Here is a 23,995-nt window from a genome sequence, read left to right on the forward strand (position 1 = left end):
TCAAGATAATAGTGGTCATGATGACCACTATATGAATGTTATGCTTCCTAGCATTATGAGCAATAGAGTTATTAGTAACGATGAAAATAGGGCTGTTTTAAAGTCACTGCTCGTATTGGTAGCGCTTTGGTCGATTCCTGTCGGTATCTTGCTCTGTGCATTTTCTGAATATGCGAAAGATATGAACAGCAAGAGTGTTACCATTATTTTTGCTTGGTCTATCTTGTCGTCTTACCCTATAGCAAATTTGGCTAATGCATTAAAAACAGGTGTAATTGTTAGTTAGTTTTCTATTGTCAGTAAAGAATTCTCTCCATTCGAGTTTTGGTTGTGGGTAGGTATATTTATGGCTACAGGTTTATGTCTGAATTTACTTAATTTAATTTTAATGTTTAGCTGGGGCATATAAGCATAACAAGGGTAGGCAAAATCGCCCGCAAAAGACGTGGGCTGGACTCACTACGCTATCGCTTCGCTCGCCTTTGCTATCGGCGTTATGCATAAAAAATCGTTAGTCTGAAGTAACTATTTGAACGGAATTGCTCCATGCTTTACAAAACATTAATGATTGTCGTTGCAAGTATATTTGTGACAGGCTGTGACGTGCCGATATATGGCTTCAAGTTTATTTCCGTAGAGAAAAATAGTCTTATTAGCAACTCGGGCGACATCATGTATTTTTCACGCATGAATGATAGCCTCTCGAAGAGATCTAGTATGTCTGGGGGTAGTGGTAAAAACATAGTTTTTGATTATCAGTACATTCAGATGAAATATGCTCCCCAATTTCCAAATGCTGATTTCTTTGAAAAACACATTAATGCTAATAAGGCGCTTATGGTCTCTGAGGTTCATGTCTCTCCAGAAATTTTTATTCAAAATAATGTTAATATCTCAAACTTTAGTATTGCAATCGACGGGAAAAAACTGGAAAAGATAGGCGACTTCGTTTGTGTTTATCGGGAAAATAAGCCACGAAATGAAGCAGACTGTGAAAAAAATAGTATAGAAAGGCCGGCTTTAGATCAGCTAACTTTAAAAGCAAGTGACCAAGTTGTATTCTTCGCAGCCTTCAGTTCTGAGAAGTATTATCATAATGAAAAAAGTAAGCCTTCAGGGAAGGCCGAAGAGAATTTCTATATTGAAATCAAATCTGGAAAAGATGTTTATTGGGGGGAATTAGGTTTTCAATCAAGGTGGTCTAAAGTGGGCAGTAGGGCGATGCATATATAAATTATGTGTTTTTCCCTCTCCAAGTAAGGTGCCCTGAAATGCATAACAAATCAATCAATGTCGCCCCTTCGGGGCTGGACCTCCGTACTGTGTGCTCCGGCCGATTATTGAGGCGTTAAGTGTCATATGAAATACAGGCTTATTACTACGATTCTATGCTCGGGCTTATCTTTTCTGGCTATAGGAGTGTCGGTAAAAATAGCTTTCCCGTTTTTCATTCCCGCATGGGTTTTATATTTTTCAATTTTGTTTTACTGGGTAAGAGATAATCGCGCACCTAAAGCACTTGTTGTTATAGGTACTGTCGTTGGTGTTTTGTCCGTAGTGTTTTCAGCATTCATAGCAATTTTTTTGGCATTTCCAGCAATAGCGTTAATGCTGCATGTAGCGAAGTGCTCCTTTTGGCCAAAAACACCTAACAAGTCAATTAACTACGCGTCTTTGGCTCCGGACAGCTAAAAGCGTGTCTTCGCCATAACGATGCAGGTTATTGAGACGTTATGAGTTATTTAACTTAAGGAGGCAGGGCTTCAATGAAGGCTTTATTTATAGTTCTTTTACTTTTTATTGTTGGCGGGTGTAATAGCTCCAACATTAATGCGAATACACCGATTAAACAAGGTTGGCAGGCTGTATACAAACACGACGAAAACGGTAGTCCTATCGCTGGAAGTATGGACGCACTAATCGATGGAATACGGAGTGGGTATTCAGTACGTATAGGCTGGGGTTGGGAAAAGAACGTCGAGGGATCGTTGGTCAGACTTGAACATATGGCGGAGCCACTGTTTTTGACAATTATCCAGGAGGAATTAGTTTCCGCCGTGATTGACCCCCATCCTCTACTGGATAGCTATATCGACATCGATAGACAGGCGTTTGGAGAGGGGGGACACATCTGGCAATGTGTATTGACCAGCAAAGGGACGTTTAATGCAAAAGTATATAACCGAGCCAGTGATGAACTGATCAGTTATTTGCCTCAGCGACAAATCATGACCTGGTTCCTTGAGTATCCGGCACATTCTGCTGGTTCCCCTGTTAAGCCACTATATTAATGAATTGAAGATTATAGTGAATGGTGAACAAACAAAAAACAAGGCCCTCCAAGCGACCGCTTATAGCGACGCTTGAGAGCCACAGTTATACACCACCGCAAGGAGGCTAGATGATAAGGTTGGCTCTTATTTCATTTGTGTTTTTTATTTTGGGCGGTATGGCTGCTTTAATATTAATTTCAGTCTTAGTTAGCTTTGATGATGAAAATAATTATGAATTTCCATTGAACTCAGCTGCGTTTCAAAATACGGATGCGTGCCCGAATTCAAACCCTAATGATTTAGTCGGAAAGTGGGAAGGTAAAAAAGAACTTGGTAATGGTAGGCATCAAGTTTGGAGTGTAGATAGAGCTAGTGACGGTACTTTTATTATTCATTTTCAATTTGTAGATAGCACCGGTGAATATCGAGTGCGTGAATCCGGTTTATGGTCATACTCCCACTGCCTTTATTCGACAATAACAAACGACATAGATGGAGAGCCAGCACTCTATCAAGAAGTTTATCGTGTGGAGAAGGTAACGCTTGATGGAATGTCCTATACGAACTTTCGTACGGGCAGGTCCTTTAATCTAGAGCGTTCGAGTAATTAGTTTGTGTATAACAAACTGTTTAAGAGTAATTCGCAACGCGTGGCATTTGTACTATGCGTTGCATTTAGTGTTTAAGGTGGTATGCGGCGGATTTTGTATTGCGCTGCTCACACCTTAACAGGGCATTATGTTTCCTATGAGTAGAGCTATCATATTAATCGTCATTGTCTTATTCCCAAATATTGTTTGGGCAACCTCTTTTGCGTGTGGTAAGCCTGAGGTAAAGGAAAATGGCGAGCGAATAATATTTGAAAAAATTGAAGGCGACAGTACTGGCGGAACTTATAAAGTGCACTTGCCAAAAATTGAGAAATATAAGCCGTCATTGGTGTGGGCTGTATTTTCGTCTCCTCAAAATAATAGCACTGGCGTAGCAGAGCTAAAGATTGAAGATAAGGGCGCTACGTATGTAGGTAAGTTACTATATGCAGGTAGCATCAGTATAAAAATCAAGGCCGAATATATCGATGGTTTTGGGTGTGGCTTGGTAATCGAGAATGAAAAAAAACATAACAAGTAAAGGCAGCGGACCCAAAAACTGTGTTTTTGGTCCGCTGCTTTAGGCGTTATTGATGAAATTATGGTAGCTATAAGTGTTTAAGTGGCGAGAAAAGCACCAAAAGGGCTGGGAAAGAACTAGAAGTATTGGAAGAGGAGAATTCATAAGGAAGTTTACTCTTTTATATGGTGTATTCATTTTTATTTATATGACTATTTATTCTCATATAGATAGACTGGGTTTCAGAATGCTATCTCTAGCAGAAATCCCAATTGTGAGCATCATGGTCAATGCTATTGTATGGCCAATATTTGGCTACATTTCTGGGCGTATAGTTTGGAACTCTTGTGAGGCAAGATATAAAGGATTTTCACAGAGAAATAATGTCAATTAATAGAGAGAGGTTTATAGATCTTAAATCTAGAGACTCAAACAATAACAAGTGCTGGCACAATCGCGCACTGGACTCGCAACAAGTCGCTCGCCTGTGCGGCAGGCGTTAGGTTGGCAGAAATGATAGGTGTTTAAATATTAAGCGGTTATTGGCGCAACTCAATAGTTATGGAATTTATTCTAAATAATCTTGAAAAAGGGGTATTGATTAATCCAGATGATGTAATGTTTCTGGTGATACTTCTTCTTATTGGACTCTTGCTATTATACATAGGATTAGTGGTTTTTAGTATTTCGGTGTATCAACGAACTTTGGGTGTTAAATATAATGCAATAGTCGCGGGTGGAGTCTCAGACAGTTGGGAAACCGCCAGGGGAATAAAAAGTAATTTATTGTTTGTGGTTTTTAAGTACCAAGATGAAAATGGGATAGGCCACTATAGAAAATCTGTGTCCAGAGGTGATCATAATCTAAAATATAAAACCGGAGAGAGAACGGTAATAGTTGTATTTGAAGCATTGGGTTATACGATAGTTTATGACACTAAAAAATACTCTGAATTAAAATTATCTTTTTGTCTTATTGTTGCTGGTGCAACTCTTATATCTGTATCAATTGGTTTTATTTTTGCGTTGGGGATAGGTTTTACCCCGCTTTTATTAGGTGTGGTATATACCCTCTATAATTGGTCAAAAAGAGACAAGCCTAAAAACAGAAAATTTACAGGTAGTGACGTTGCTTTAGATCAGATTAAATCGATTGAGTCTTTTAAAATTGATCTGACAAGTGACTATGAGTAAAGCTGTCCCTTTTTTTGATTTGCATGGTTCTTTGATATTTAGGTAACTATCAAAGAGAAAATTGTTAGTTCAGTTAGCATTTCTACACTTTAAATAGATAAGCCCGCACTAGCGGGTTTTTTTATACCTAAAACTCCTAGAGGTTCTCCAATGACCCAACGCATAACAATCCAAGATGCGGTTTTAAAAAAGCTGCAAACGCTATCTGATTACACATTTCCACCACCTGGCACCACAGAAGAAATCGATCCAGAAAATCAACCGGCGATTGTTGTGGGCTTTGCAACTGAAAACACCGAACACGAAATGCATGGCGGTACCGAGCGGCAACTGGATCTGACGGTTGCTGCGGTGGTGAAAACTAGTGGTGATGTATATGCCGCGTTAGACCAGGCAGCGGCAGATATTGAAAGCGCCTTGCAGGATGCTTCTCTGGAGGACGCCTGTGATTTGTTCTTGCTCAGCCAAACCGAGTTTGCGCTGACCAAGATCACCCTTTAGGTGAAGTACGCCTGACTTATAGCGCCATGTATTCCATCGAACCCGCAGACTTTTAACGAAACAACCCAATGAGGTTATGACTATGGCACAAGGTTATAAAACTAAGTTTTATCGTAGTGATGATGGCACTTCCTATTCTCAAGTGGCGGGCATGCTGGATCTTGAGCCCGGTGAAGAGTCTCGTGGTTCGGTTGATATGACTCCCATTGATGGCACCAGTGGCTATATGGACTATGACCCTTCGGGCTTGCGAAGTCTCTATTACCTTAATCTGGAAAGAGAACGATAGTAGCCAGCAGGCTCTGCGTGCAGATTACGACTCCGATACCAACAAGCACTACAAGATCGAATACCCTGAGGGTACTACCGTCGAATTTCTTGGACATATTACCGGCTGGAGTAAGGCGGTACCTAAGGATGACAAGATCACTCGCACAGTTAAATTCAAGATCTCAGGTAAGCCTTCAGTAACTGCAAGTAGCTAACCATGAATTTAGTTCCAGTCTCTATTTTAAAATCCGAAATAGTGCCTTTCGGCGAGCAAGAAGTAGAACTATTTGAGCTGAGTGCTTACCACCGCTGTGAGTATCTGCAGAAAACTACTGAGGATATCCCGCTTCCGCAAGGTGATGATGTTCCAAAAACTGAACTGGAATCCTTTGGCCAGCTTTGGGCATTCCGTGCCGGGAAAGTGAGCAATAAATTATTGCTAATTGCCTACGCAATTTGGATGAAACCGGACTGCCAGGAATCCGTGGAGCAGATTCATCAGGGACTTATCCGCAGTATCACTCCTGAATTGATCGATGTGCTCTATGTGCCTGCGGCTAAGCTATCCGGACTTTTTGTAGAGATACTCGATGAGGGCGAGGGTGGCGATACGGAAGGTGAGGACAGCGAAAAAAAGGCTAGTGCCGGGTTTCTATTTTGCCCGGCAGCTCGCGCGGGATTTTAATCGCCCTGACTATTTCAACATGTTGTGCTCCATGAGTTCTACCGAGTTTGATCATTGGTATGAATTCCACTCCGAGCGGCCCTTACAGACCGAAGTCCAGCAATGGCAACTCGCCCATATTGCCGCCGGCACCCAGGGAGGCAAAGTCTCTCAATACCTGCCTCAGACTCACAAACCTAAAACCGTACAGCAGCAAATCGCAATCTGGAACTCCATGAGTTGAGCAATAGCTAAACAAACATCCATGGCCACGATGGTGGCCAACTTGGAGCTGCGCTCCACTCAATATAAGCGGGAGATGGATCAAGCTACTGCACGCAATAAAAAGCTAACCCGAGAACTGAAATCGACCAGTGCAGCGGGGGATATGTTCGGCCGCTCCATGCGAGGGGCTGCACAGGGTGTCGCCGCTATCGATGGTCCTTTGGGTGGTGTTTCTGGTCGAGTCGGTGCGCTTAATGGATTGCTTACCAGTGGGAACCTGGCGTGGGCGACTTTTGGTGTCGCGATCGCTGGTGTCACAGCCGTGATGTACAATAGTATTCGTGCTGGTGAAGAAATGGAGCGGGGCCAGCTCAAGATTGAGGCACTGCTGAAGGCGACCGGTAGTGCCAGTGGTCGAACTGCAGAGCAGCTGGATGAACAAGCCCGTTCAGTGGCCCGCGCAACCCTGGTTAGTGTTACTGGTATCCGTGAAGCCCAGGGCATATTGCTCACCTTTAAAGGTGTTCAAGGCCCGGTATTCGATGATGCTATTCGCCTCATCCAGGATATGGCAGCGGTGATGGGAGGCGATGCAAAGAACGCGGCACTTCAGTTAGGTAAAGCGTTAGAGGAACCCTCAACCGGAATCACCGCACTGAAGCGTGCCGGTGTCAGTTTCACGGCTGCAGAAAAGGAGCAGATCAGGACTCTGGAGCAATCGGGACGTGTCGCCGAAGCCCAGCGCATGATTCTGTTAAAGCTTGAGCAGCAGGTGGGCGGTGCCGGTGCTGCTGAAGCGGGTGGCCTCACCGGTGCTACCGATTCCCTGGCGCAGTCCTGGCAGGAGTTTCTGGAGGGGCTCAGTGAAACTGCGGGTTCCACCGGTATTGCGACAACCGGTATTAATAAGTTAACCGGTGCCGTGGATACCCTGCGGCGCGGACTCGCGCCTACCGATGAAGAAAAGCAGCGCACACAATTTGCTGAGCTTCATAACCAGTATGTGTGGCATCAGCAGATGCTGGCTAAGGCGGAAGCTGAAGGCGTTCAGGTCCAGGTCGAAATCCATCGCAATAGATCAGAAATGATACGCGGCCAACTTGCTGAGCTACAGAGTGAACAAATAGCCGCGCAAAAAAAGCGGCAGGATGAAGAGAGGAGAGCTGAAGAAGCCGCGGCAGCTGCGAGAGAGCAATCTGAGCGTGATCGTATAGCTCAGCAGCGTGTAATGGCAGAAGAGGCGGGCACTGCTCAGTTAATGCAACTGGATCAGTTCCTAGCCAATCAACAAGGCAAAATAAAGCTGGATCATGAACAGCGACTCCAACAAATAGCTGGGCTGCAAATTGCCGAGGAAGAGCTTACCAGGCGAGGCTTTGAATCCATTGAGGCACTTCGTACTGAATACGCTGAGCGTGAGAAAGAGCGCTTCCAAATGGCCCTGGCTGAAGAGCAGGCGCGCCCAGAGAGTGGTGAAGGCGGTGGAAGCCAAACCGGTGAGGATGGTCTAACGGAAGCAGAGCGCCAACGCATGGTGGCCCGCTTGGAGACGTTGCAGCTCTCCTGGCTTACCGAAATGGAGCAGCTACAAGTCCAACAGGACGAAGAGATGGCCCTGCTGGATCAAGCCTTTGCCAGCAAGTTAATTGCGCATGATACCTATGAGCGCAATCTCACCCTTTTAGAAAACAAACATCGAAAACAGCGCGAGAAACTCGAGCAGGCCTCCAACAAGAGCAAGCTCCAGCTGTTTGTTTCTGGGGCCAGCCAAGTCCTATCGGCTGCAGCGGCCTATAACGAGAAAGCCGCAAAAGTGGAAATGGCAATGGCTGTTTTCTCTACTGGAGTTTCCCTTGTAAAAAATATCGCAAAAGCCTCTAAAATTGGATGTCCGCAAAATATTTCCATGATTGCAGGAGCTATTGGCCAGGGTTTTCAAATCGCTGGGATGCTGTTTGATTTGCAGGCGCCCAGCGGCGTTTCAGGCAGTGCTGCCGCACCCAGTATTAGCACAACAGGTTCAGCCGTGGAGAGCCCCGGTGTGTCTGGTATTGATGAGGTAGTCGAAGGGGAATCGCAACAGCCAGCTTCTCAAGTGATTATCCAGTTTCAGGGAGATGCCGTTGGCGATAACGGTGAACGATTTATAGAAGAAATTCAAACCAAGATGAGTGAGGGAAAACTGGTTCTGTTCGATAAGAACAGCCGTCAAGCTCTAGAACTCAAGGGGTAAAGGAGTAACTTATGCTGATTCAATACACCCCGACTCGCTCAATCGTTGGTGACGGAAGTGATTTTCAGATTGAAGCTAAGCTAAAGGGCTACGACAGCAGCGACAGGCTCGAAGGCAAAGAGCACAAGGCGCTCAGCGGACAAAGCGAGTACACGGCCTATCGCCTCGAAGAGGAATACGTTTGCCAGACAGTGCCGCTCAAACTTACCGGCGCAGAATTAGCGCGTTGGCGCGAGTTTAAAAGAAGCTGCGCATTCGGTGAGTTCTTTACTTTCGATGCTTACGGAACGTCAGCGCTTGCTGATGTCCCCCAACAAGTGCAGCTCAAATTTAAATCCTTCAAAGAAAAGCGCCAAAAGGATGGTCGCTTTATCTTTTCATTTACCACTGTACAAGTGATTGCCTAATTATGCGCAACAACTCCGAAATCTTTGATGTTTACAACCAAGCGCCGCAACGGCAATTGCGATTGGTGGTTGAGATCGACTATGACCTACCGCTCTATATTAGTAGTCACAATGATATTCCTGGGCTGCCTGCTAATGCGATTCTCGGAACCTTAAAAAAGTGCAGTGCAACTAGTCAAAAAATTATCCCTGAGCAAGGACTGGCAGAAATAGGAGAGATCTCATTTGAGGTTGTGGATATCGCCGGACAGTTTTCCTAACAGATGCAGGGCAGGCGGTCAATGTGGTTGATGAGGCGGCTGGCCTTATTTCTGACTGTATTGGTGAAGTGGCGAACCGCCTGGCCGTGCATAGTTCGATTGCGGCTATGGCGATTCCGAGCGGTTGATACTAGTCGTTGCTCTCAGTACTGGAATGGGCGTGCCGCCGGTGCGAAGCCCCGAATTATAGAGCCATGGCTTACATCTGTAGAAAGTTTCCCCCTAACTTATTGATTTAATTGCAGGTAAAATGTGTTCAAGAGCGAGAGGTGAAACCAGGAGACTTGAGCCGATGGCTGACTGTTTCTGGTTGTTATTTGATCGAAAATTTATTACCTACTGTAAATAAAGGCTTTTTTACATAGCTTAAAGGGTCTACTTCAGAAATAGTGGCCAAACGGATAGTGAGCCACTGGCTCTTTAATAAACTGTTAAGAGTCAAAACATAGATATTCAATGAGTACTAATAAAGAGTTTTTTCTACATGTGGTAAAGGTCTTAGGTTATCTAAATTTTGGGCTATTTATTCTGGGTTTCTTTAACTCAAAAGGTAGAAGTGGCACTGCTGTACTATTTCTGCCGGCCAGTTTAATCTTAGCAACAGCCGTCACTCTTGTTTATATTTTTGGCTTTAAGTACCTTCATTTGGCTGGAAAGCGTATGGACTATTGGTTTTGGTTCAGACCATATGTTTGGCTCATAGTAATTTTTGTATTCATTGTAATTAGTATTGCTTCTATTGGGCACTTCGGAAATGCGAACTCTTAACAAAGTCAAGCACGATCGACAGCAAAGCTGGCTGGACCTACATTCCGCAGCTTCGCTGCTCCATTTCGGCCCGTGTTGGCGGCGTTATAAGAGCAGATCGTGAGCAAAATTGAACAAAAGTACAATGAAGGGCTTTGTAGAATTGAATCAGGTATATTTTTTACTACTGATCAATGTCACCGAATTTACTTTGATTCAAAGCGTGGCTACTACCCAGGGAATTTGGAGGCCTTATCTTCGCTGGTAAATGAGAATGGTGAAGATTGGTGGTTCACAACAATAGCTCAAGAAGAGGTTAGGAAAGGAGAGTTCGTCGCTATTGTAGGAGGAGGCTCATACGAAGGTGAAGGTTTTGTCGCTTTGAAAAAAGGGACTAACCTTCAGTGGATAATGCACCTGGAAAGCAGTGAGGTTTTTACGGAAGTGGAAATTGAGAAAGATGTCGTTATCGTCTACGCAAACAACTTTCCACATAAAAATACACTCACGGTTCCGATTGATTCGCCTAAGGAGTTTACTTTTGTTGAGCAGTGAATCTTATAACAATCGCAGGCTGTCGGAACGCATTTCCGCTCCTTCGTCGCTACAAGGCGTCCGCAGCTACGGGCGTTATGAGCCATGAGTATGGAGCTAAGAAAAGCTAACGTGAGCAGGATTGCGATTTGGCTACTAAGTACAGCAATGGTCTCCCTAGCTTACCTAATGGTTTTAGATGCAATTTTTGTTTTGTTTCTTAATGAGCAACAAACTTAGCTCAATACACTTCCATGGGGCGTATTTGTTCTACCCATTGTTTGGGGTGTCATTACCTATAAAGGGCTTGTGAAATACAAGTATTTAGGAGTGGCCACGGGTTTATTCCTTGGGTATGTTGTGGCCCATCTGGAATTACTCTGGGTAGCAACTTCCTTTCATACTATGCTCGGGGGTTATATTTAGAATGAGCCAATACCAAGTAATTCATAACAAGTTGCTGAAATACATTTCGGGCGCAAAAATCGCGCCCTCCACCAGGCAGCCTACACTGCGTTCCGGCTGCCGTTTAGCAAGACGTTAAGCACACTACGTGCATAGTGAAAATGAGTAATTTGAATACTAAATGTTATGAATCTGCTTGGCAGTTGATTTTTCGTCTAAAAGAAGATGGTCACCTTGATGATGAAGAATCGATGATGTTGATTCATAAGTATCTTCTTGAGTGTTGTCGGAGAATCTGGAGTTTACTTCCTGACTCTGGCAGTAGGAAGGGGGTGGAGGCGGCGGAAAAATATTGTTCTGGTAAAATTTCTTGGAGTGAAGCCTCTGAGATGGATTGGTATTCTGAGGCATCGGCGTTCCTTTTCGAGAATGGCGATGATACAGACCCAGATATATCTCAATACCTTTGCCAAATAAATTCTAAGAAAGAGGAAATTGGTAACCTGCTTGTTCCCCCAAAGGAAATAGTTTCAACTGGAGTCAAAGACCTCCTAATGGATGCAGCATATTTCGCAAACAAAGCATTAAATTTTCCATTCATTAGTGGTGGCACGCCTAGTTCGCGAGAAGAGTCTATTCAAAATATTGGAAAGTTTCTTCCCTTGGATCTTTTTAATAAAATGGTTCCAACATCGTTACTATCAAAGATTGGAGAGAAAAATGTCTAACAAGTTACGGCACAATCGCCGCTTCGCGGCTGGACAGCCAAAGAAACCTTCCCCCATTGAGTAGACGCCTACCTTTTGAATAGGGTAGGAAAAAATGTCGAAAATACTGAGTGAAGAGCGGGTTGTTGAATATTCAACAGAGGTTAAAGTTAGAGTGGTAGCTCTCACTAATCAACTGAAAGCAGATACGACCACTATCGCGAACATTATTGGTTTGCATCCAGTAATGGTGTATAGATGGCGAGAGGAAAGTAGAGAAGGCAAGCTGGTCGAGAAGCCCAGTCGTAGAATAAGTATGACAAAGACAACGAAAACTCAGTCTCAAACTGATGATAAAGAGATAAGACGTCTAAAAAAGTAGGTTGAGGAGTTGCAAAAGGAGGATGATTTCCTAAAAAAGTGGAAAATGTACCTGAAAGATCCAAAGCTGAAAGATTCTCGTTCATAGCTCTTAATCGATCAGACTTTGGTGTCAGGTACTTATGTAGATACTTGAATATTTCACCCCAAGGGTTTTATAAGTGGCTCAACCGTGATGAGAGCACTCGAGACATAGAAAATAGGCGAATTCTTGAGTGTATCGAAACTAATTATGTGCAGCATGATGGTAATTATGGAAGTCCAAGAATTAGCGCAGAGCTGAAAGCTAATGGTGAACGAATAAATCACAAGCGCGTTGAGCGCCTTATGAGAGAGACTGGAATCGTGGGGAAGGCTGGAAGGATCTATCGTCGGCGCCCTTTGCCTGGAAATCCTTGCATTAAGGTTGAAAATTTACAAAGAGAGCATGGTATGCCGAGTAAACCAGACTTTCAATGGGCTGGTGATGTAACCTATCTGAAGATCAATGGGCAATGGCAATATTTAGCTGTGATTATTGATCTTTACTCCCGGAAAGTGTTGGGTTGGGAGCTGTCGGACACTCGAACTGTTGAGCTAACACTGTCAGCGCTAAATAAAGCTGTCCGTCGCAGAAATATAGAATCAGATCTAATATTTCACAGCGACCGAGGTTCTGAGTACGGTGCTTATGCATACCAAAACCGACTCAAGGAACTGGGTATTGAGCCAAGCATGAACCGTCCAGGATTTATGAATGATAATGTGTATTTAGAATCATTTTTTCAAATACTGAAAACTGAGAGTTTCAAAGGATTTAATTTTGAATCCGTTGAGGAGCTAAGAGCTAACTTAGCTTGGTATCTTGATAGGTACTATAACTTTAAAAGAAGACATGGTTCACTTGGGTTCAAAAGCCCAGATGAATATGAAAGAATGGCCGCATAAGATGAATATAAGATGGCGTCTACTTTAAGGGGGGAGGCTTCGCTGGACTCACTACACTGCGTTTCGTTCGCCGCTAAACCGGGCGTTATGTATTGTAAGGATCTTTTATCTATGAAAATTACACTATTTATATTTATGGTCCTTTTTTCAGGCTTCGTGGTGGCTGAGGACAAGGCTCAAGATGATATGAGTTCGGTTATTGATATGATGATTGTGGCAAAAGCTACTGGGATGTGTGGCGTGTTATCTCAATTGGTCAATTTTCAACAAACAACCAAGATGGCTGGTGGCGATGAATTTTTAGTTCGTTTTCTTAATACAGAAGCTGCCCGCTTGGGACACACAACGGAATCTATGGTAGGGCAATGCCCAGCTGTTGTAAAAAAATACAATTCTACAATGAAGCTTTTGGGGTATGAATAGAAAACATAACAAGCAAAGGCAGAGGATGCTGATCATGCCGCGAACAGCGTGCGCTGCTTTGAGCGTTATGTGTTGGCTTTAATGCTGATTAAGCAAGTTTAGAGATCGGGTATGAGTTTGAGTATTGATGAAGTAATAGATCATCTTAGAGAAGAGGCAGAATTCTGCATAAATAATTATCAGTCCACAGATGATTTCTGTGAAGAAGTTGTGGTAGCTTTAAATGAATTTTCTGTAGATGAATACGATCTTCTAGATATGTTCTCTGAAGAAATCATTGTCAAACACATTCTTCAACATTGCTTACCTCCTCTTCAAGCTGATGCAATCGGCGGAAAGGTAACGAGTTTTATATTCTCTAACCCGGAAGGAGTGAGGGAAATTGACCATTCTTCAACGATACCTATTTACAGAAATATCGTAGGTGAGTGGTGTAAGAAGGGTTGGGTTGAGATTAGATATGATGTCGAGAATAAAGGCTATCCGATTGCAATAAATTTGGTTGCTGCTAAAGATTAACTTGCGGAGCGAGAGTCAGGCACATAATTGAGCGTTAGGCAGTAAAAGAGTATGAGAATAATATTTCCGTCTGACCCATTGGACGAAAAGCAAGCTGACGGCCCCTATAGGGGTGAGTATCTTTCACTTAAGTCTAGGGGAGTCGATTGCTCCCTATTTGATTACGACTCAGTTGAATTTGATGGATTTCGCCCAAAACCGCAATTAAGTGAGGGAGAGCTTATTTTATATCGTGGATGGATGATGAAACCGTCCGTCTATGAAAAACTCACATCAATGGTGGAGCGTAAAGGCGGGAAGATGCTCACCTCGCCCCAAAGCTTTATTCGCTCACACCATTTACCCTGCTGGTATGAGAGTTGTAAAAAACTAACACCAGAAACCGTTTTTTCTGATTCAGAGAAGGATTTAGAGAAATTAGCCGATGATTTGGGTTGGGGACGTTTCTTCGTTAAGGACTTTGTAAAGTCAAACTATAACGAACGTGGTTCGATAGCTAATTCACCATCTGAAGTGCTAGAGATTGTGAGTCTTATTAAAGAGCACAGAGGAGAGATCGAAGGAGGTATATCACTCAGAAGAGTTGAGGCGTATCTCCCTGAAACCGAGCAAAGATATTTCGTTCTAAACGGAAGGGCATATTCAGCTGATGGTAATGTGCCTGATTTGGTCTCAGAGATATCCAAAATTCATGCGGCTCCATTTTACTCTGTCGATGTAATTCAAAGATCTGATGGTGTGTTACGGTTAGTAGAGCTGGGTGATGGCCAGGTTTCTGATAAAAAGACTTGGGATCCCGATTTGTTTTGCCAAATGATCGCAGAAAATGCCTAACAAGGCGATGAATTTCGTTCCGGGTTAAAGCCCTCCACCGGACTGTCGTCGCTTCGCGCCGTCAGCCGATTATCGCGGTGTCATAAGTCATAAGAGAAAAGAAAATTTGAAGCATAGTTGTGGTCAAAATCAGTACGAAGATACTGAAATTTGCTATGAAAAGATTAATCTAGAGGAGTGGGGCTGGGTTCTTTCGCAGTGGCAATCTGCGGATGAACTTGATGTCGAAGATGGCTATGAAGGGGAGTGTGGCTCTCGGATGTGTTCTCATCACCTCCTCATTAGATATTGTCCATTTTGTGGTGAAAAACTTGAAAGGATTAAGAGAGGTACATGAGAGCTTATAACAAGCTAATGAACTTCACGCGTAAAAGGCACGCGCCGGACAGCCTATACTGTGCTCCGGCTGCCGGTTATTAGAGCGTTAGCTCTCAGGATAATTAGTGGATACAAATTACATAGAATCGTTTGATTGGGAAGCCCTAAGCCATGCTTATGGTAAGGCAATAGATGCTCCCAAAGAGTTAGCAAATCTCGTCAGTGAAAACGAAGACGATCGAGATGACGCAGTATACGGTTTTCTCTATAGTTCTGCTTACCATCAAGGGACTGTTTATTCGTGTACGCCCAGTGTAATACGTTGCGTTATTCATATCATAGAAAGTGAAGACATTTCTTCCTTGGAAACTATAGGTCGGCCACTAATTCAAGAGCTTTTAGGTTTCTTAAACGCTTGCGCTTTCACTTGGAAATTTGAACCGGATATTGCGGCTGCTACTTATGAAGGCCGAGACTTATATAAGCTGTACGTAAGTCATTCTGACAATCAAACTGCGAGCCATGCAAGAGAGCTTTTGGATATTTGTAATGAGTACAAAAGTAGCTAACAAGCGCATGGTGCATCAGCCCAGCAAGCTGGGCTTGGACCTCCGTTACATTGCTTCGCAGTTTTACTACGGCCGGACATGTGGGTGTTATCCCAACCTCTTCCAGAGTTGCTAGCTACTCTCAATGACCGGATGAATATGCTTGCGAAAATTCTCCGGTAGTTGGGAATAAAGTCGAGCAACAAAAGGGGGGAAAGGAATCTGTGCAAAGTGGCGCAGGTTCTCCACCCCGTACACCTCTGCCAAAGTAATCCCTACCACCTCACACAATATCGGCAGCAGGTCAGCCGGAATTCGTTGTGCGCCCGTTTCCATTATCGAAATTTGAGATGACACAAGCCCCAGCTGCCTTGCCGGCTGTGCAATCGTCATCCTCTCCCGTTTCCGTGCGTTGCGCAGGCGATCGGCTAGTGATCCGGCCTCAAATATCGAGGTGCGTTTGGCGACTTGTCGTCATAAGGCAATAAAGATAATCGGTGTTAGGTGACACAAGGTTGAGATAGGATTAATAGTTACAAGGAGTTGAGCATGCCTATAAAAGCGCAAATGGGACAATTGCAGCGAGTCACAAATCTGTGTGTGGCCCTGGAGTGGGTAACAGGCTGCCCCGATTTGGCGGGAATGGATGCCGTATTATAGCTGATAGGTGAGGAGGTGAGCACCACTATCCAAGGTGTTATCTATTCGGTTGAGTCAAAAGGAGGTGGCGGCGCCGAGATGGCTTGAGTACAAAAGTACCTGTGAGGCCCTGGAGTCACACTGGCTACTTGTCTTTAGTGGGTGCTCGCTAATACACTGTATAAAGATACAGTATATTGCTAGAGCACATGAAACTTTCCCCTCTATATGGCAGTGGCGTTAGCTGCGGCTTTCCTTCGCCAGCGGATGACCACAAAGAAGCGGCGCTGAGCCTGGATCAACACTTGATAACCAGCCCGGCGGCGACATTCCTCGCCCGCGCCAACGGCGACTCTATGCAGAACCTCGGCATCTTTGACCGGGACCTGCTGGTAGTCGACCGATCATTAACGCCAATCCACGGAGATGTGGTGGTGGTTGCCCTGGATGGGCAGTTAACGTGCAAGGTGCTCGACCGCCAACAGGGCCGCCTGCTATCAGCCAATGACAAATACGCACCGATTCCCATTTGGGAGGGGCAGGAATTGATTGTTGAGGGAGTGGTCAAGGCTTCCGTGCGGTACCACCGGTCCTGCTGATGTTGGCACTGGTTGATTGCAACAGCTGCTATGCCAGCTGCGAACAGATATTCCGCCCCGACCTGCGCGGGCTCCCGGTGGTAGTCCTTTCCAATAATGATGGTTGCGTGGTGGCTCGCTCGAAAGAAGCCAAAGTGTTAGGTATTCCCGACTTGCAGCCGTTCTTCAAGATTGAGCATCTGTTGCGAAAGCACGGGGTAAAGATCTTTTCGAGTAACTACGCCCTGTACGGCGATATTTCCCACCGGGTAATGATAACGCTGAAGCAGTACAGTCCAGAGGTTGAAGTCTATAGCATCGACGAGATGTTTCTGGATCTGCAGGGGCTGCAAGAATGCCTGCTGGATTATGGCCAGGAGATAAGGCAAACCCTCTGGCGAGATATTCGCATGCCGGTGGGCGTTGGCATTGCTCCCAGTAAAACCCTAGCCAAGCTGGCAAATAGGGCCGCCAAGAAAATCCCCAAATGCCAGGGCGTGTGCGTGTTGGATTCCCCCGAAAAGTGGCAATGGCTGCAGCGGCGCACTGAGGTGGGTGATGTGTGGGGTGTAGGCAGGCGCCTATCAAAGCGGCTCGGCCACCTGGGTATCAAGACCGCCTATGACCTGGCACAAGCCAACCCCAAGATCCTGCGCAGCCATACGAATGTAAACATTGAGCGCACGATAGAAGAGCTAAATGGCATTAGTTGCTTAAGCCTGGAGGAGCAACCCCCTGCCAAGAAGCAGATCTATTGCACACGATCATTCGGCGAAAAGCTCACCGACCTCCAGCCGATACTGCAGGCCGTCACCCTGTATGCGAGTAGGGCAGCAGAGAAGCTACGGGCCCAGGATTCCTTGGTGAAGTCCGTCCATGTCTTCCTGCATACCTCACCCCATGAGCCGCACTACTACAGTCGCAACACCGTAGTGCAAACCCCATACCCCACCGATGATACTCGGCTGATAGTGCAGCTGGTAAAGCGCGCGATTACAGAGCTGTTCCTGCAGGGGCATAGATTCCTGAAAGCGGGGGTAGGTCTGGTAGAGCTTATCCCCCGCTCACTGGGCCAAGGTGACATGTTTACCGCGGGCCAGCCAATACGATCAGGCGAGACCATGCAGGCCATCGATCAGATCAATCAGCGATTTGGTCGAGGCACCTTGTTCCTTGGGGCTGAAGGTATCAACAAGAAGTGGAAGATGAGGCAGGAGCACCGGTCTCCTGCCTATACCACTCAGTGGGAGGATTTGCCTAGGGTAGTGACTTGATCAGAAGTCATACACAAAAAAGCCTGGCGAAATCTTGCCGATAAGAGCGATTTTTTGATGAGTGCCTATAGCTGTTTACAGGTATTCTTGCCAAGCAGTGCTTCGGTTTTAATATTACTGCAGTCTGCTTCATGGAATTCAGCTGAGGTGTCAGGTAGGGTGAATCGGATGAGTGATTTCCAATTTGGCCAATCAATTGCCTCACCATCTTTCACTCCAGGTTTGTATTTAAATTTCTTGGCCGCCGCAATAGCGGACTCAGAAAAGACTCCTTCTGGCTGCTCTTCAAATACTTGAACATCTTGCGTATTGCCGTTTTTATCAATGGTATATTCAAGTACGACGTAGCCTTCGACTCCATGTGTAATCAAGTGCGGAGGGTAATAAGGGGCTGCACTCTTTATCAGGGCTGGTTCACCTTCTGAATTTTCTGGAATGAAATGAAGTACTTTCTGGTGTGAGCAAGCGGAAATGAGCAGGGTTAGAACAATAATATATTTCATTGTAGAAGGTACTTTTTTTGGCTTGTATTACTGAATAGGATCATTGAGATCAAAAGCGCTGAGTGGACGCGGAGTTGGTGAGCTTTGCAAGTTTTACCCACCACCTTGTATAGGCTCCCGTTAGTTCTTTTAGGTAGTCATAGTGATCGTAGACTTGCCATTGGCTTGGCTGTTTGTTCCCCAGCATAATTTCGGTGATATGTGGCTCTGTCAGTTCGGAAAAGTTTGCCTTTGCCGTCTTGCGTAAGTCGTGGACTGACAAGTGTTTCATTTCGTAGTCTTTGTGCCGACGCAGCTACTGTATCAAGTTGTAAGGCAGCGCTAGCGGTGCACATATAACCCATGAGTATATCCCAATTCCTATTACGGGTGATACTCGGATGAAAGTGGAGTTGTTAAAGCGTGCGATTACAGAATTGCTCCTGCAGGGGCATAGGTTACTGAAAGCCGGGATAGGGCTGGTAGAGCTTATCCCCCGCTCACTGGGCAAAGACGATATGTTTACCGCAGGTCAGACAATACGATCAGGCGAGACCATGCAGGCTATTGATCAGATCAATCAGCGGTTTGGCCGAGGTACCTTGTTTCTAGGGGCTGAAGGTATCAACAAGAAGTGGAGGATGCGGCAGGAGCATCGGTCTCCGGCTTATACGACGCAGTGGGATCAGCTGCCAGAGATAACAGTCTAAATTTTGTGTAAATATACAGCTTTTGAGTGTGGTAAAAATTGAACGGCTGAATAATCTCGGGGTTTATAGAAGGTATGAGCCGCCTTACTATTCCCACATGGACGCGTATAAGTGTATGATTATATTAAGGTTTTGTTTTGGATTGTGGCTCCTGAGGTCGCGGGTTCGATCCCCGTCGGCCACCGAAGATTCTTCCTTGTTTATCAAGGACTTAAAACCCCGCCTAGTGCGGGGTTTTTTAGTTTTGGGCCTTTGAGGGGGTAATTTTTACCACAATTGATTTTTTCAGCCCCTCCGATTGGACATTCATCCAGTGTCCTTTGGCGTGTCTTCCTTTCCTCTAATCCTCGCCTTATTAAAAGAAACAACTTTATCGGCGGTGTGGTTGTAGCGCTCCATTATGCTGCGAGTCTTGTGCCCGCTGAATTCCTGCTTGTCGCCTTCGAAATCTGAAATGCCTTTAATCTTTAAATCATGAAACCGGAAGCGAGTGGGTAAGGCGCCGGCTTCATTGACAGCTCTTTGCTCTCTGCTCCAGGTCGTGTTGAATCCGTCTCGGGTGAAGCGCTGCCCAGTTCGGCCGCGAATCAGATACATGCTTTGCGATCTGGAAGTGGTATTGCTTTTAAGTGCCAGCTCAACGGCATCGTGCAATCGGTCCGTCCAGAGCTTCAGTTGCTCCTTGCCGGTCTTTTGTTGGCAAATCAATAAACCTTCTTCGGTGATATCTTGCCGCTTCAGTAGCTTTGGTGTTGGTTGGTGGTCAGATGCAAAAGTCGAGCGACTTTACTTCAAAAAATATATCTATCTGGCTTGCTCTATTGTATTTGCTTTTCTTATGTCTCTATCTCGATAGTTGGTAGTACGGGATTGATTTTATATAACTCATCAATCTTAAGTTTACATTCTGAGGTACTTATATGTGGCGGTCTTGGGGTATATGTAATTTGGTTGGTTAAAAAAGCTATCCGGGGTTAATGTATAGATTTCCCATTCCTTTATTAGGGATTGTATTACAAGCCCATCGTTGATTTATAGTCTGTGCTTCGGCATAGTGGTATTTGCTATCTATTATGTCGCTGGCGCGACTATAGCTTCAATGAAAAGAAACTATATGTATGAAAGCCTCCAGGACTTGCTTGGAGATTTATGTGTTGATTATGGGTTTTGCCTATCTCATTCATTCTGGGAGGCAATTTCATCACAAAAGCAATATTCAGCTGAGGCGTTTGTTCGTGATGTCTTCATTGCTGATAGACCGGGCCCTAAGGATAGAGAGATATTCGCCCCAGTAATCAGGAATTTGTTCATTGATAAGTTTGGCGCGGAGGCTTATTTCTGGAATCGGAAGTTTCAGGCTAGGCCAGGTAAGCGTATATCCATGAAGGAAAAAGATACCATATTGCTAGAGTTTGCAAGACGAGAGCGCTCCATAAATAGAAGAAGCCCTAAGGCTGACCAGTTCAGGGCTAGATACAGAGGTTTGGTCGGGCTTAAACAGGGCAGAAAAAGGCCCATAGACTGTGAGTTAAGTGCTGGGTAGTAGAATTCTAAATATAAGTTTCCAGGAAAAGGCAATTAAGCAATGGCGATAGCTATAAATAGAACGTCTACGATTACCTGTTCAAAGTGTGGTTCCAAACACACGGAAATTATGCCGATAGATGCTTGCCAGTGGTTTTATGAATGTAAAAAATGTGGTGAGTTACTAAACCCTAAGAAGGGTGATTGCTGTGTATTTTGCTCTTATGGAACGGTTCCATGCCCGCCAGTTCAACAGGATGGGAAGTCTTGTTGTTCTTCCTAGAGGCTATTAGTAAAAGCCCAAAAAGCCAATGAGCGAGTCAGGTTAATAATATGAGTTGGCAGCGGGTAATGCAGACGAATTGCGTCCCAGTCATCAATCAGGTAAATAGTGATTAGGGTAATCACTTTATGAATGTTAATTCCTTACTTAGGTGAATTATGAAATACAAAATGGTCTTTCTAGTTTTAACGACAATGCTTGGAGCAGCATCTAGCGATGCCTTATCTTGGAGCGACAAGTACAAAGCGTTAACGGAAAGCATGGTCCCTGCAATTCCGGTCGGGTCGAACGTAATAGTTGACGATAAGGCATACATCGATGCGGAGGTTGCGAGAGGAGATATTGTAGTTTTTACACCACTGTATTATGAAACAACTTTTATAATTATGAGGGTTGTAGGGTTGCCTGGGGAAACGATTGAGATAAAGGGAGAGCGTGTGTATATCGATGGCTCCGAACTAAAAGAATATTACGCCTATTATGAGAATGCTCGCCCTTCAGCTTTCAGTGATGTAGGTCCAAGCCGTATTAAGTCCGATAGTTATTATTTGATGGGTGATAACCGATACAATAGTCTTGATAGTAGAAATTTCGGCACTATTTCAAAAACACAAATTGTTGGGAAAGTCACAAAAATAGTCGAATAAAGTTTTAGATATAGATGCGTAGAGTTAACAAAATCATGAAGACCCTTCTTTGAACGCTAGGTTTTCAGAAGTCTGGGAATGCACATCCCCCATTTTGGGAAGTTGAAAACCCTTGACTTTCTCTGTGTTTGAACTGTATGAAAACCCCATACCGGGATAAATATGCAGATCCTCAATCAGACACCTTTAAGCCCACCAAATACAAATTTTCAATTAGTGAAATAGCCCCCTACGGGGCTATTCCCATACTATTTTTTGTATGAGAGATATAGGAATGTTGAACCTATATCAGCGAGCAGGAGCAAAAAGCTTTTAAGCTAGCTGCACTGGACTTGGTATCTCTGTTTGAGTTCCTGGGCCAGCATCTGAGGTATTGGGTGGGGGTAAAGTACCTTCACCACTGGAACTTCCTCCCCCATCATATACAATTTCACTTCCGGGAGGAGGTAGGGTCTTACCAGTTCCACCGCCGACACCTTCTTAGGCAACAGAGCTGCCGGGAGGTGATAAGGTGTTACCAGTTCCATTATCTTCATAGGTATATGAAGCTCCGGGAGGTGGCATTGTTCCACCGCCTACAGTACCGGTTCCACCGCCGCCATTTTCGTAGGCAAAGGAGTTACTAGGAGGAGGCAAGGTGCCACCACCAGTCCCACCATCTTCATAAGTATATGAAGCACCTGGAGGAGGTAAAACGTCACCAGCACTATTACCATTACCGCCACCTAAAAAGGCAACGTTACCCTGGCCAGAACCAACGGTTCTACCACCATCAGATTCGTAAGAGGTGCCGGGAGGTGGTAGTGCGCCTCCAGTACCGTTTCCATTACCCTCATAGGCAAAGGTGCTTCCGGGGGGTGGCAATGTGCCACTACTGGTACCACCATTTCCCCAAGCTAGAAATGCAATTGCACTTCCGAGAGGAGGTAGGGTGTTACCAGTGCCACCATTTCCTGCATCTTCAAAGGTGTATGAAGCACCGGGAGGGGGGAGTGAATCCCCAGTACCAGCTCCGCCATCTTCATGGGCAACACTTCCCTGTCCGGATTCAACAGTCCTACCTCCATCTAATATGTAAGTGTTACCAGTGGGTATAGGGTATTGATGTTTGGACAATTCAGGGTCTTTATGAGCTACCTCAAAAGAAAGCGAGGTACCAGAAGGAGGTAATGCATCGCCAGGACTAGTACCGCTACCTTCCCCCTTATAATTAAGGGCGCCGCCATTAGTCTCGGCTTCATCAAAAGCGATAGTAAAGCTCGGCATGCCAGGAAGACCGGGGCCGTCAGGTCCCTCATCGGCTGCATTTGCTGCAGCTAAACTTGTTGTCGCAACTACCGCCGCGGCAATAAAGCTGAGCTGAAATTTATTTTTTTCATTGATTAAAAGTCCATTTAATAAAAATAAAAGATGGTATAAAAAGTTACAAAGGGCTCTAAATGTTTTATATAAGAGTTGGTTTTACAATTTTGACGCACGCAAAAGTACTTATTAAATTAATTAATAAAGTCTTCTAGGAGGTGCTGTAAATAAAGTTAAAGCTAACTCATAATAAACTGAGCGTAAATCCTATCTTGTAAGCAATAATAGGTTATCCTTATGTGAATCATTGACCATCTGGAGTCATCGTAGTTTTTGTATGGGAATCTTTCAATGTCATGTGAATTACATTCTTTTACTAATTCTGTGGTTTTATCAAGTTGACATTTTCTGTGGTGGCTGTATTAAAAGTTGATAGAGGGTAAGTTTGGATGTCAGCAGTAAAGTAAGTTTTGTGTATTGATTGGAAGGGCTTGCTGTTGGCCATTTTGGGATGATTAATTCGGAAAAATTGTTTTTTGTAATACCCCTGACTTTCTTTGTGTCAGAACTGTATAAAAATCCCATACTGGGATAAATATGCAGGCTCCTAGTGAAATGTCACGAAGCCCGCCCAATGCGGTTTTTTTGTGTCAGACAGTTGAGTCTGTCGTTGGGATAGATGTTAGGGTGCTTGGTAATGTTTTGTGAAACTAATATAAAACTGCCTCCCAAGACGAGAGGCAGTACCACTGTTATCGACCGAAACCAGCCTCAACGTAAAAATCTTTTGAGAAAGAGGTGGATTTGTTACAGCCAGGTATTGTTGATGATGCAGTCACGGTGATAGTGAACCAGCCCAAAGAGGTTGCCTTAATTACAGCATATGTTCCAGTGCTACCACTCATGATTTCACCGTAATTTACGGACCAAAAGTAATCAACATCATTTGAAAGATTTCCAGCCAAAGAGAAGCGGCCGTAAGGGTGAGATGCTGGATAATACGCCGGGATATTCTCCACAATTGTTGCAGCAGAAGGCTTAACGCAGGGCATTGGAGGTTGAGGACAAACTTGGCG

The 23,995-nt window shown here is 44.6% G+C and carries 33 protein-coding genes; 28 read left to right on the top strand and 5 right to left on the bottom strand.

Going from position 1 to position 23,995, the window contains the following annotated elements; translation table 11 throughout:
• Nucleotides 1-31 precede the first annotated feature (31 nt).
• The 22 genes from ACJJI6_RS02150 to ACJJI6_RS02255 all read left to right on the top strand — a co-directional run bounded on the left by ACJJI6_RS02150 (nucleotide 32) and on the right by ACJJI6_RS02255 (nucleotide 15,501).
• Nucleotides 32-286, top strand: coding sequence for a hypothetical protein (locus tag ACJJI6_RS02150; protein ID WP_475712353.1), 255 nt, complete (start codon nucleotides 32-34; stop codon nucleotides 284-286).
• Nucleotides 287-546: 260 nt separating this feature from the next.
• Complete coding sequence (locus ACJJI6_RS02155; protein ID WP_475712354.1) at nucleotides 547-1,233, top strand: hypothetical protein; 687 nt, start codon at nucleotides 547-549, stop codon at nucleotides 1,231-1,233.
• Between the two features lie 533 nt (nucleotides 1,234-1,766).
• Entirely contained in the window at nucleotides 1,767-2,291 is a 525-nt protein-coding gene (locus ACJJI6_RS02160; protein ID WP_475712355.1) for a hypothetical protein, read from the top strand.
• 110 nt (nucleotides 2,292-2,401) lie between these two features.
• The gene (locus tag ACJJI6_RS02165) at nucleotides 2,402-2,884 is read left to right on the top strand and encodes a hypothetical protein (protein ID WP_475712356.1); all 483 of its coding nucleotides are present in this window, start codon (nucleotides 2,402-2,404) and stop codon (nucleotides 2,882-2,884) included.
• 136 nt (nucleotides 2,885-3,020) lie between these two features.
• Nucleotides 3,021-3,404, top strand: a complete 384-nt coding sequence (locus ACJJI6_RS02170) for a hypothetical protein (protein ID WP_475712357.1) — start codon at nucleotides 3,021-3,023, stop codon at nucleotides 3,402-3,404.
• 540 nt (nucleotides 3,405-3,944) lie between these two features.
• On the top strand, nucleotides 3,945-4,577 hold the full coding sequence (locus ACJJI6_RS02175) for a hypothetical protein (protein ID WP_475712358.1): 633 nt from the start codon (nucleotides 3,945-3,947) through the stop codon (nucleotides 4,575-4,577).
• A 150-nt stretch (nucleotides 4,578-4,727) separates the two neighbouring features.
• Entirely contained in the window at nucleotides 4,728-5,078 is a 351-nt protein-coding gene (locus ACJJI6_RS02180; RefSeq protein WP_475712359.1) for a hypothetical protein, read from the top strand.
• Between the two features lie 82 nt (nucleotides 5,079-5,160).
• Nucleotides 5,161-5,367: a hypothetical protein gene (locus tag ACJJI6_RS02185; RefSeq protein WP_475712360.1), complete on the top strand. Its 207-nt coding sequence runs from the start codon at nucleotides 5,161-5,163 to the stop codon at nucleotides 5,365-5,367.
• Nucleotides 5,312-5,563 (top strand): phage tail tube protein, encoded by a 252-nt coding sequence (locus ACJJI6_RS02190; RefSeq protein WP_475712361.1) that lies wholly within the window; start codon nucleotides 5,312-5,314, stop codon nucleotides 5,561-5,563. Before ACJJI6_RS02185 ends, ACJJI6_RS02190 begins: the two co-directional genes overlap by 56 nt.
• Nucleotides 5,564-5,565: 2 nt before the next feature.
• Nucleotides 5,566-6,033 carry a phage minor tail protein domain-containing protein gene (locus ACJJI6_RS02195; protein WP_475712362.1) on the top strand — a complete coding sequence of 156 codons (468 nt, stop codon included), beginning with the start codon at nucleotides 5,566-5,568 and terminating at the stop codon, nucleotides 6,031-6,033.
• Nucleotides 6,034-6,064: 31 nt separating this feature from the next.
• Nucleotides 6,065-6,256 carry a hypothetical protein gene (locus ACJJI6_RS02200; protein WP_475712363.1) on the top strand — a complete coding sequence of 64 codons (192 nt, stop codon included), beginning with the start codon at nucleotides 6,065-6,067 and terminating at the stop codon, nucleotides 6,254-6,256.
• Nucleotides 6,257-6,277: 21 nt separating this feature from the next.
• Nucleotides 6,278-8,470 carry a phage tail length tape measure family protein gene (locus ACJJI6_RS02205; protein WP_475712364.1) on the top strand — a complete coding sequence of 731 codons (2,193 nt, stop codon included), beginning with the start codon at nucleotides 6,278-6,280 and terminating at the stop codon, nucleotides 8,468-8,470.
• Between the two features lie 11 nt (nucleotides 8,471-8,481).
• Nucleotides 8,482-8,877 (top strand): hypothetical protein, encoded by a 396-nt coding sequence (locus tag ACJJI6_RS02210; protein ID WP_475712365.1) that lies wholly within the window; start codon nucleotides 8,482-8,484, stop codon nucleotides 8,875-8,877.
• Between the two features lie 2 nt (nucleotides 8,878-8,879).
• The gene (locus tag ACJJI6_RS02215) at nucleotides 8,880-9,137 is read left to right on the top strand and encodes a hypothetical protein (protein WP_475712366.1); all 258 of its coding nucleotides are present in this window, start codon (nucleotides 8,880-8,882) and stop codon (nucleotides 9,135-9,137) included.
• Between the two features lie 867 nt (nucleotides 9,138-10,004).
• Nucleotides 10,005-10,439, top strand: coding sequence for a hypothetical protein (locus ACJJI6_RS02220; protein ID WP_475712367.1), 435 nt, complete (start codon nucleotides 10,005-10,007; stop codon nucleotides 10,437-10,439).
• 545 nt (nucleotides 10,440-10,984) lie between these two features.
• Complete coding sequence (locus ACJJI6_RS02225) at nucleotides 10,985-11,551, top strand: hypothetical protein (RefSeq protein WP_475712368.1); 567 nt, start codon at nucleotides 10,985-10,987, stop codon at nucleotides 11,549-11,551.
• A gap of 94 nt (nucleotides 11,552-11,645) precedes the next feature.
• Entirely contained in the window at nucleotides 11,646-11,912 is a 267-nt protein-coding gene (locus tag ACJJI6_RS02230) for a transposase (protein WP_475712369.1), read from the top strand.
• Between the two features lie 38 nt (nucleotides 11,913-11,950).
• Nucleotides 11,951-12,838 (top strand): IS3 family transposase, encoded by an 888-nt coding sequence (locus ACJJI6_RS02235; protein WP_475712370.1) that lies wholly within the window; start codon nucleotides 11,951-11,953, stop codon nucleotides 12,836-12,838.
• A 111-nt stretch (nucleotides 12,839-12,949) separates the two neighbouring features.
• Nucleotides 12,950-13,261 carry a hypothetical protein gene (locus ACJJI6_RS02240; protein WP_475712371.1) on the top strand — a complete coding sequence of 104 codons (312 nt, stop codon included), beginning with the start codon at nucleotides 12,950-12,952 and terminating at the stop codon, nucleotides 13,259-13,261.
• A gap of 111 nt (nucleotides 13,262-13,372) precedes the next feature.
• Nucleotides 13,373-13,780: a hypothetical protein gene (locus ACJJI6_RS02245; RefSeq protein WP_475712372.1), complete on the top strand. Its 408-nt coding sequence runs from the start codon at nucleotides 13,373-13,375 to the stop codon at nucleotides 13,778-13,780.
• Between the two features lie 51 nt (nucleotides 13,781-13,831).
• On the top strand, nucleotides 13,832-14,614 hold the full coding sequence (locus ACJJI6_RS02250) for an ATP-grasp domain-containing protein (protein ID WP_475712373.1): 783 nt from the start codon (nucleotides 13,832-13,834) through the stop codon (nucleotides 14,612-14,614).
• 443 nt (nucleotides 14,615-15,057) lie between these two features.
• Nucleotides 15,058-15,501, top strand: a complete 444-nt coding sequence (locus ACJJI6_RS02255; protein WP_475712374.1) for a hypothetical protein — start codon at nucleotides 15,058-15,060, stop codon at nucleotides 15,499-15,501.
• 111 nt (nucleotides 15,502-15,612) lie between these two features.
• On the opposite strand, the gene ACJJI6_RS02260 is transcribed toward ACJJI6_RS02255, so the two are convergent.
• Nucleotides 15,613-15,930: a helix-turn-helix domain-containing protein gene (locus ACJJI6_RS02260; RefSeq protein WP_475713432.1), complete on the bottom strand. Its 318-nt coding sequence runs from the start codon at nucleotides 15,928-15,930 to the stop codon at nucleotides 15,613-15,615.
• 398 nt (nucleotides 15,931-16,328) lie between these two features.
• Between ACJJI6_RS02260 and ACJJI6_RS02265 the strand changes: the two genes are divergently transcribed.
• A complete protein-coding gene (locus tag ACJJI6_RS02265; protein ID WP_444908054.1) occupies nucleotides 16,329-16,718 on the top strand; it encodes a LexA family protein in 390 nt (129 codons plus the stop codon).
• Nucleotides 16,718-17,971 (top strand): Y-family DNA polymerase, encoded by a 1,254-nt coding sequence (locus ACJJI6_RS02270; RefSeq protein ID WP_475712375.1) that lies wholly within the window; start codon nucleotides 16,718-16,720, stop codon nucleotides 17,969-17,971. Before ACJJI6_RS02265 ends, ACJJI6_RS02270 begins: the two co-directional genes overlap by 1 nt.
• A gap of 65 nt (nucleotides 17,972-18,036) precedes the next feature.
• Here ACJJI6_RS02270 and ACJJI6_RS02275 read toward each other — a convergent pair whose 3' ends face one another.
• Complete coding sequence (locus ACJJI6_RS02275; RefSeq protein ID WP_475712376.1) at nucleotides 18,037-18,474, bottom strand: energy transducer TonB; 438 nt, start codon at nucleotides 18,472-18,474, stop codon at nucleotides 18,037-18,039.
• A gap of 49 nt (nucleotides 18,475-18,523) precedes the next feature.
• Entirely contained in the window at nucleotides 18,524-18,745 is a 222-nt protein-coding gene (locus ACJJI6_RS02280; RefSeq protein ID WP_475712377.1) for a site-specific integrase, read from the bottom strand.
• Nucleotides 18,746-18,854: 109 nt separating this feature from the next.
• Between ACJJI6_RS02280 and ACJJI6_RS02285 the strand changes: the two genes are divergently transcribed.
• Nucleotides 18,855-19,163: a DUF4113 domain-containing protein gene (locus ACJJI6_RS02285; RefSeq protein ID WP_475712378.1), complete on the top strand. Its 309-nt coding sequence runs from the start codon at nucleotides 18,855-18,857 to the stop codon at nucleotides 19,161-19,163.
• Between the two features lie 306 nt (nucleotides 19,164-19,469).
• On the opposite strand, the gene ACJJI6_RS02290 is transcribed toward ACJJI6_RS02285, so the two are convergent.
• On the bottom strand, nucleotides 19,470-19,871 hold the full coding sequence (locus tag ACJJI6_RS02290) for a site-specific integrase (protein WP_475712379.1): 402 nt from the start codon (nucleotides 19,869-19,871) through the stop codon (nucleotides 19,470-19,472).
• A gap of 406 nt (nucleotides 19,872-20,277) precedes the next feature.
• On the opposite strand from ACJJI6_RS02290, the gene ACJJI6_RS02295 reads away from it, so the two are divergent.
• The 3 genes from ACJJI6_RS02295 (at nucleotide 20,278) to lepB (ending at nucleotide 21,617) form a co-directional block, all read left to right on the top strand.
• Entirely contained in the window at nucleotides 20,278-20,706 is a 429-nt protein-coding gene (locus tag ACJJI6_RS02295; RefSeq protein WP_475712380.1) for a hypothetical protein, read from the top strand.
• Between the two features lie 42 nt (nucleotides 20,707-20,748).
• Nucleotides 20,749-20,970, top strand: coding sequence for a GDCCVxC domain-containing (seleno)protein (locus ACJJI6_RS02300; protein ID WP_475712382.1), 222 nt, complete (start codon nucleotides 20,749-20,751; stop codon nucleotides 20,968-20,970).
• Between the two features lie 158 nt (nucleotides 20,971-21,128).
• Entirely contained in the window at nucleotides 21,129-21,617 is a 489-nt protein-coding gene (lepB, locus tag ACJJI6_RS02305; RefSeq protein WP_475712383.1) for a signal peptidase I, read from the top strand.
• Nucleotides 21,618-22,097: 480 nt separating this feature from the next.
• Here the strand turns inward: lepB and ACJJI6_RS02310 are convergent, their stop codons facing one another.
• On the bottom strand, nucleotides 22,098-22,883 hold the full coding sequence (locus ACJJI6_RS02310; RefSeq protein WP_475712384.1) for a hypothetical protein: 786 nt from the start codon (nucleotides 22,881-22,883) through the stop codon (nucleotides 22,098-22,100).
• Nucleotides 22,884-23,995 lie beyond the last annotated feature (1,112 nt).

The sequence above is a fragment of the Microbulbifer maximicatervae (SeqCode) genome (assembly GCF_056232625.1).

What these genes read in the sequence shown, in the direction of transcription:
- ACJJI6_RS02150 (WP_475712353.1), top strand. Translation starts at nt 32, where the DNA reads ATGAATGTTATGCTTCCTAGCATTATGAGCAATAGAGTTATTAGTAAC.
- ACJJI6_RS02155 (WP_475712354.1), top strand. Translation starts at nt 547, where the DNA reads ATGCTTTACAAAACATTAATGATTGTCGTTGCAAGTATATTTGTGACA.
- ACJJI6_RS02160 (WP_475712355.1), top strand. Translation starts at nt 1,767, where the DNA reads ATGAAGGCTTTATTTATAGTTCTTTTACTTTTTATTGTTGGCGGGTGT.
- ACJJI6_RS02165 (WP_475712356.1), top strand. Translation starts at nt 2,402, where the DNA reads ATGATAAGGTTGGCTCTTATTTCATTTGTGTTTTTTATTTTGGGCGGT.
- ACJJI6_RS02170 (WP_475712357.1), top strand. Translation starts at nt 3,021, where the DNA reads ATGAGTAGAGCTATCATATTAATCGTCATTGTCTTATTCCCAAATATT.
- ACJJI6_RS02175 (WP_475712358.1), top strand. Translation starts at nt 3,945, where the DNA reads ATGGAATTTATTCTAAATAATCTTGAAAAAGGGGTATTGATTAATCCA.
- ACJJI6_RS02180 (WP_475712359.1), top strand. Translation starts at nt 4,728, where the DNA reads ATGACCCAACGCATAACAATCCAAGATGCGGTTTTAAAAAAGCTGCAA.
- ACJJI6_RS02185 (WP_475712360.1), top strand. Translation starts at nt 5,161, where the DNA reads ATGGCACAAGGTTATAAAACTAAGTTTTATCGTAGTGATGATGGCACT.
- ACJJI6_RS02190 (WP_475712361.1), top strand. Translation starts at nt 5,312, where the DNA reads ATGACCCTTCGGGCTTGCGAAGTCTCTATTACCTTAATCTGGAAAGAG.
- ACJJI6_RS02195 (WP_475712362.1), top strand. Translation starts at nt 5,566, where the DNA reads ATGAATTTAGTTCCAGTCTCTATTTTAAAATCCGAAATAGTGCCTTTC.
- ACJJI6_RS02200 (WP_475712363.1), top strand. Translation starts at nt 6,065, where the DNA reads ATGAGTTCTACCGAGTTTGATCATTGGTATGAATTCCACTCCGAGCGG.
- ACJJI6_RS02205 (WP_475712364.1), top strand. Translation starts at nt 6,278, where the DNA reads ATGGCCACGATGGTGGCCAACTTGGAGCTGCGCTCCACTCAATATAAG.
- ACJJI6_RS02210 (WP_475712365.1), top strand. Translation starts at nt 8,482, where the DNA reads ATGCTGATTCAATACACCCCGACTCGCTCAATCGTTGGTGACGGAAGT.
- ACJJI6_RS02215 (WP_475712366.1), top strand. Translation starts at nt 8,880, where the DNA reads ATGCGCAACAACTCCGAAATCTTTGATGTTTACAACCAAGCGCCGCAA.
- ACJJI6_RS02225 (WP_475712368.1), top strand. Translation starts at nt 10,985, where the DNA reads ATGAGTAATTTGAATACTAAATGTTATGAATCTGCTTGGCAGTTGATT.
- ACJJI6_RS02230 (WP_475712369.1), top strand. Translation starts at nt 11,646, where the DNA reads ATGTCGAAAATACTGAGTGAAGAGCGGGTTGTTGAATATTCAACAGAG.
- ACJJI6_RS02240 (WP_475712371.1), top strand. Translation starts at nt 12,950, where the DNA reads ATGAAAATTACACTATTTATATTTATGGTCCTTTTTTCAGGCTTCGTG.
- ACJJI6_RS02245 (WP_475712372.1), top strand. Translation starts at nt 13,373, where the DNA reads ATGAGTTTGAGTATTGATGAAGTAATAGATCATCTTAGAGAAGAGGCA.
- ACJJI6_RS02250 (WP_475712373.1), top strand. Translation starts at nt 13,832, where the DNA reads ATGAGAATAATATTTCCGTCTGACCCATTGGACGAAAAGCAAGCTGAC.
- ACJJI6_RS02265 (WP_444908054.1), top strand. Translation starts at nt 16,329, where the DNA reads ATGAAACTTTCCCCTCTATATGGCAGTGGCGTTAGCTGCGGCTTTCCT.
- ACJJI6_RS02270 (WP_475712375.1), top strand. Translation starts at nt 16,718, where the DNA reads ATGTTGGCACTGGTTGATTGCAACAGCTGCTATGCCAGCTGCGAACAG.
- ACJJI6_RS02275 (WP_475712376.1), bottom strand. Translation starts at nt 18,474, where the DNA reads ATGAAATATATTATTGTTCTAACCCTGCTCATTTCCGCTTGCTCACAC.
- ACJJI6_RS02280 (WP_475712377.1), bottom strand. Translation starts at nt 18,745, where the DNA reads ATGAAACACTTGTCAGTCCACGACTTACGCAAGACGGCAAAGGCAAAC.
- ACJJI6_RS02285 (WP_475712378.1), top strand. Translation starts at nt 18,855, where the DNA reads ATGAAAGTGGAGTTGTTAAAGCGTGCGATTACAGAATTGCTCCTGCAG.
- ACJJI6_RS02295 (WP_475712380.1), top strand. Translation starts at nt 20,278, where the DNA reads ATGTATGAAAGCCTCCAGGACTTGCTTGGAGATTTATGTGTTGATTAT.
- ACJJI6_RS02300 (WP_475712382.1), top strand. Translation starts at nt 20,749, where the DNA reads ATGGCGATAGCTATAAATAGAACGTCTACGATTACCTGTTCAAAGTGT.
- lepB (WP_475712383.1), top strand. Translation starts at nt 21,129, where the DNA reads ATGAAATACAAAATGGTCTTTCTAGTTTTAACGACAATGCTTGGAGCA.
- ACJJI6_RS02310 (WP_475712384.1), bottom strand. Translation starts at nt 22,883, where the DNA reads ATGCCGAGCTTTACTATCGCTTTTGATGAAGCCGAGACTAATGGCGGC.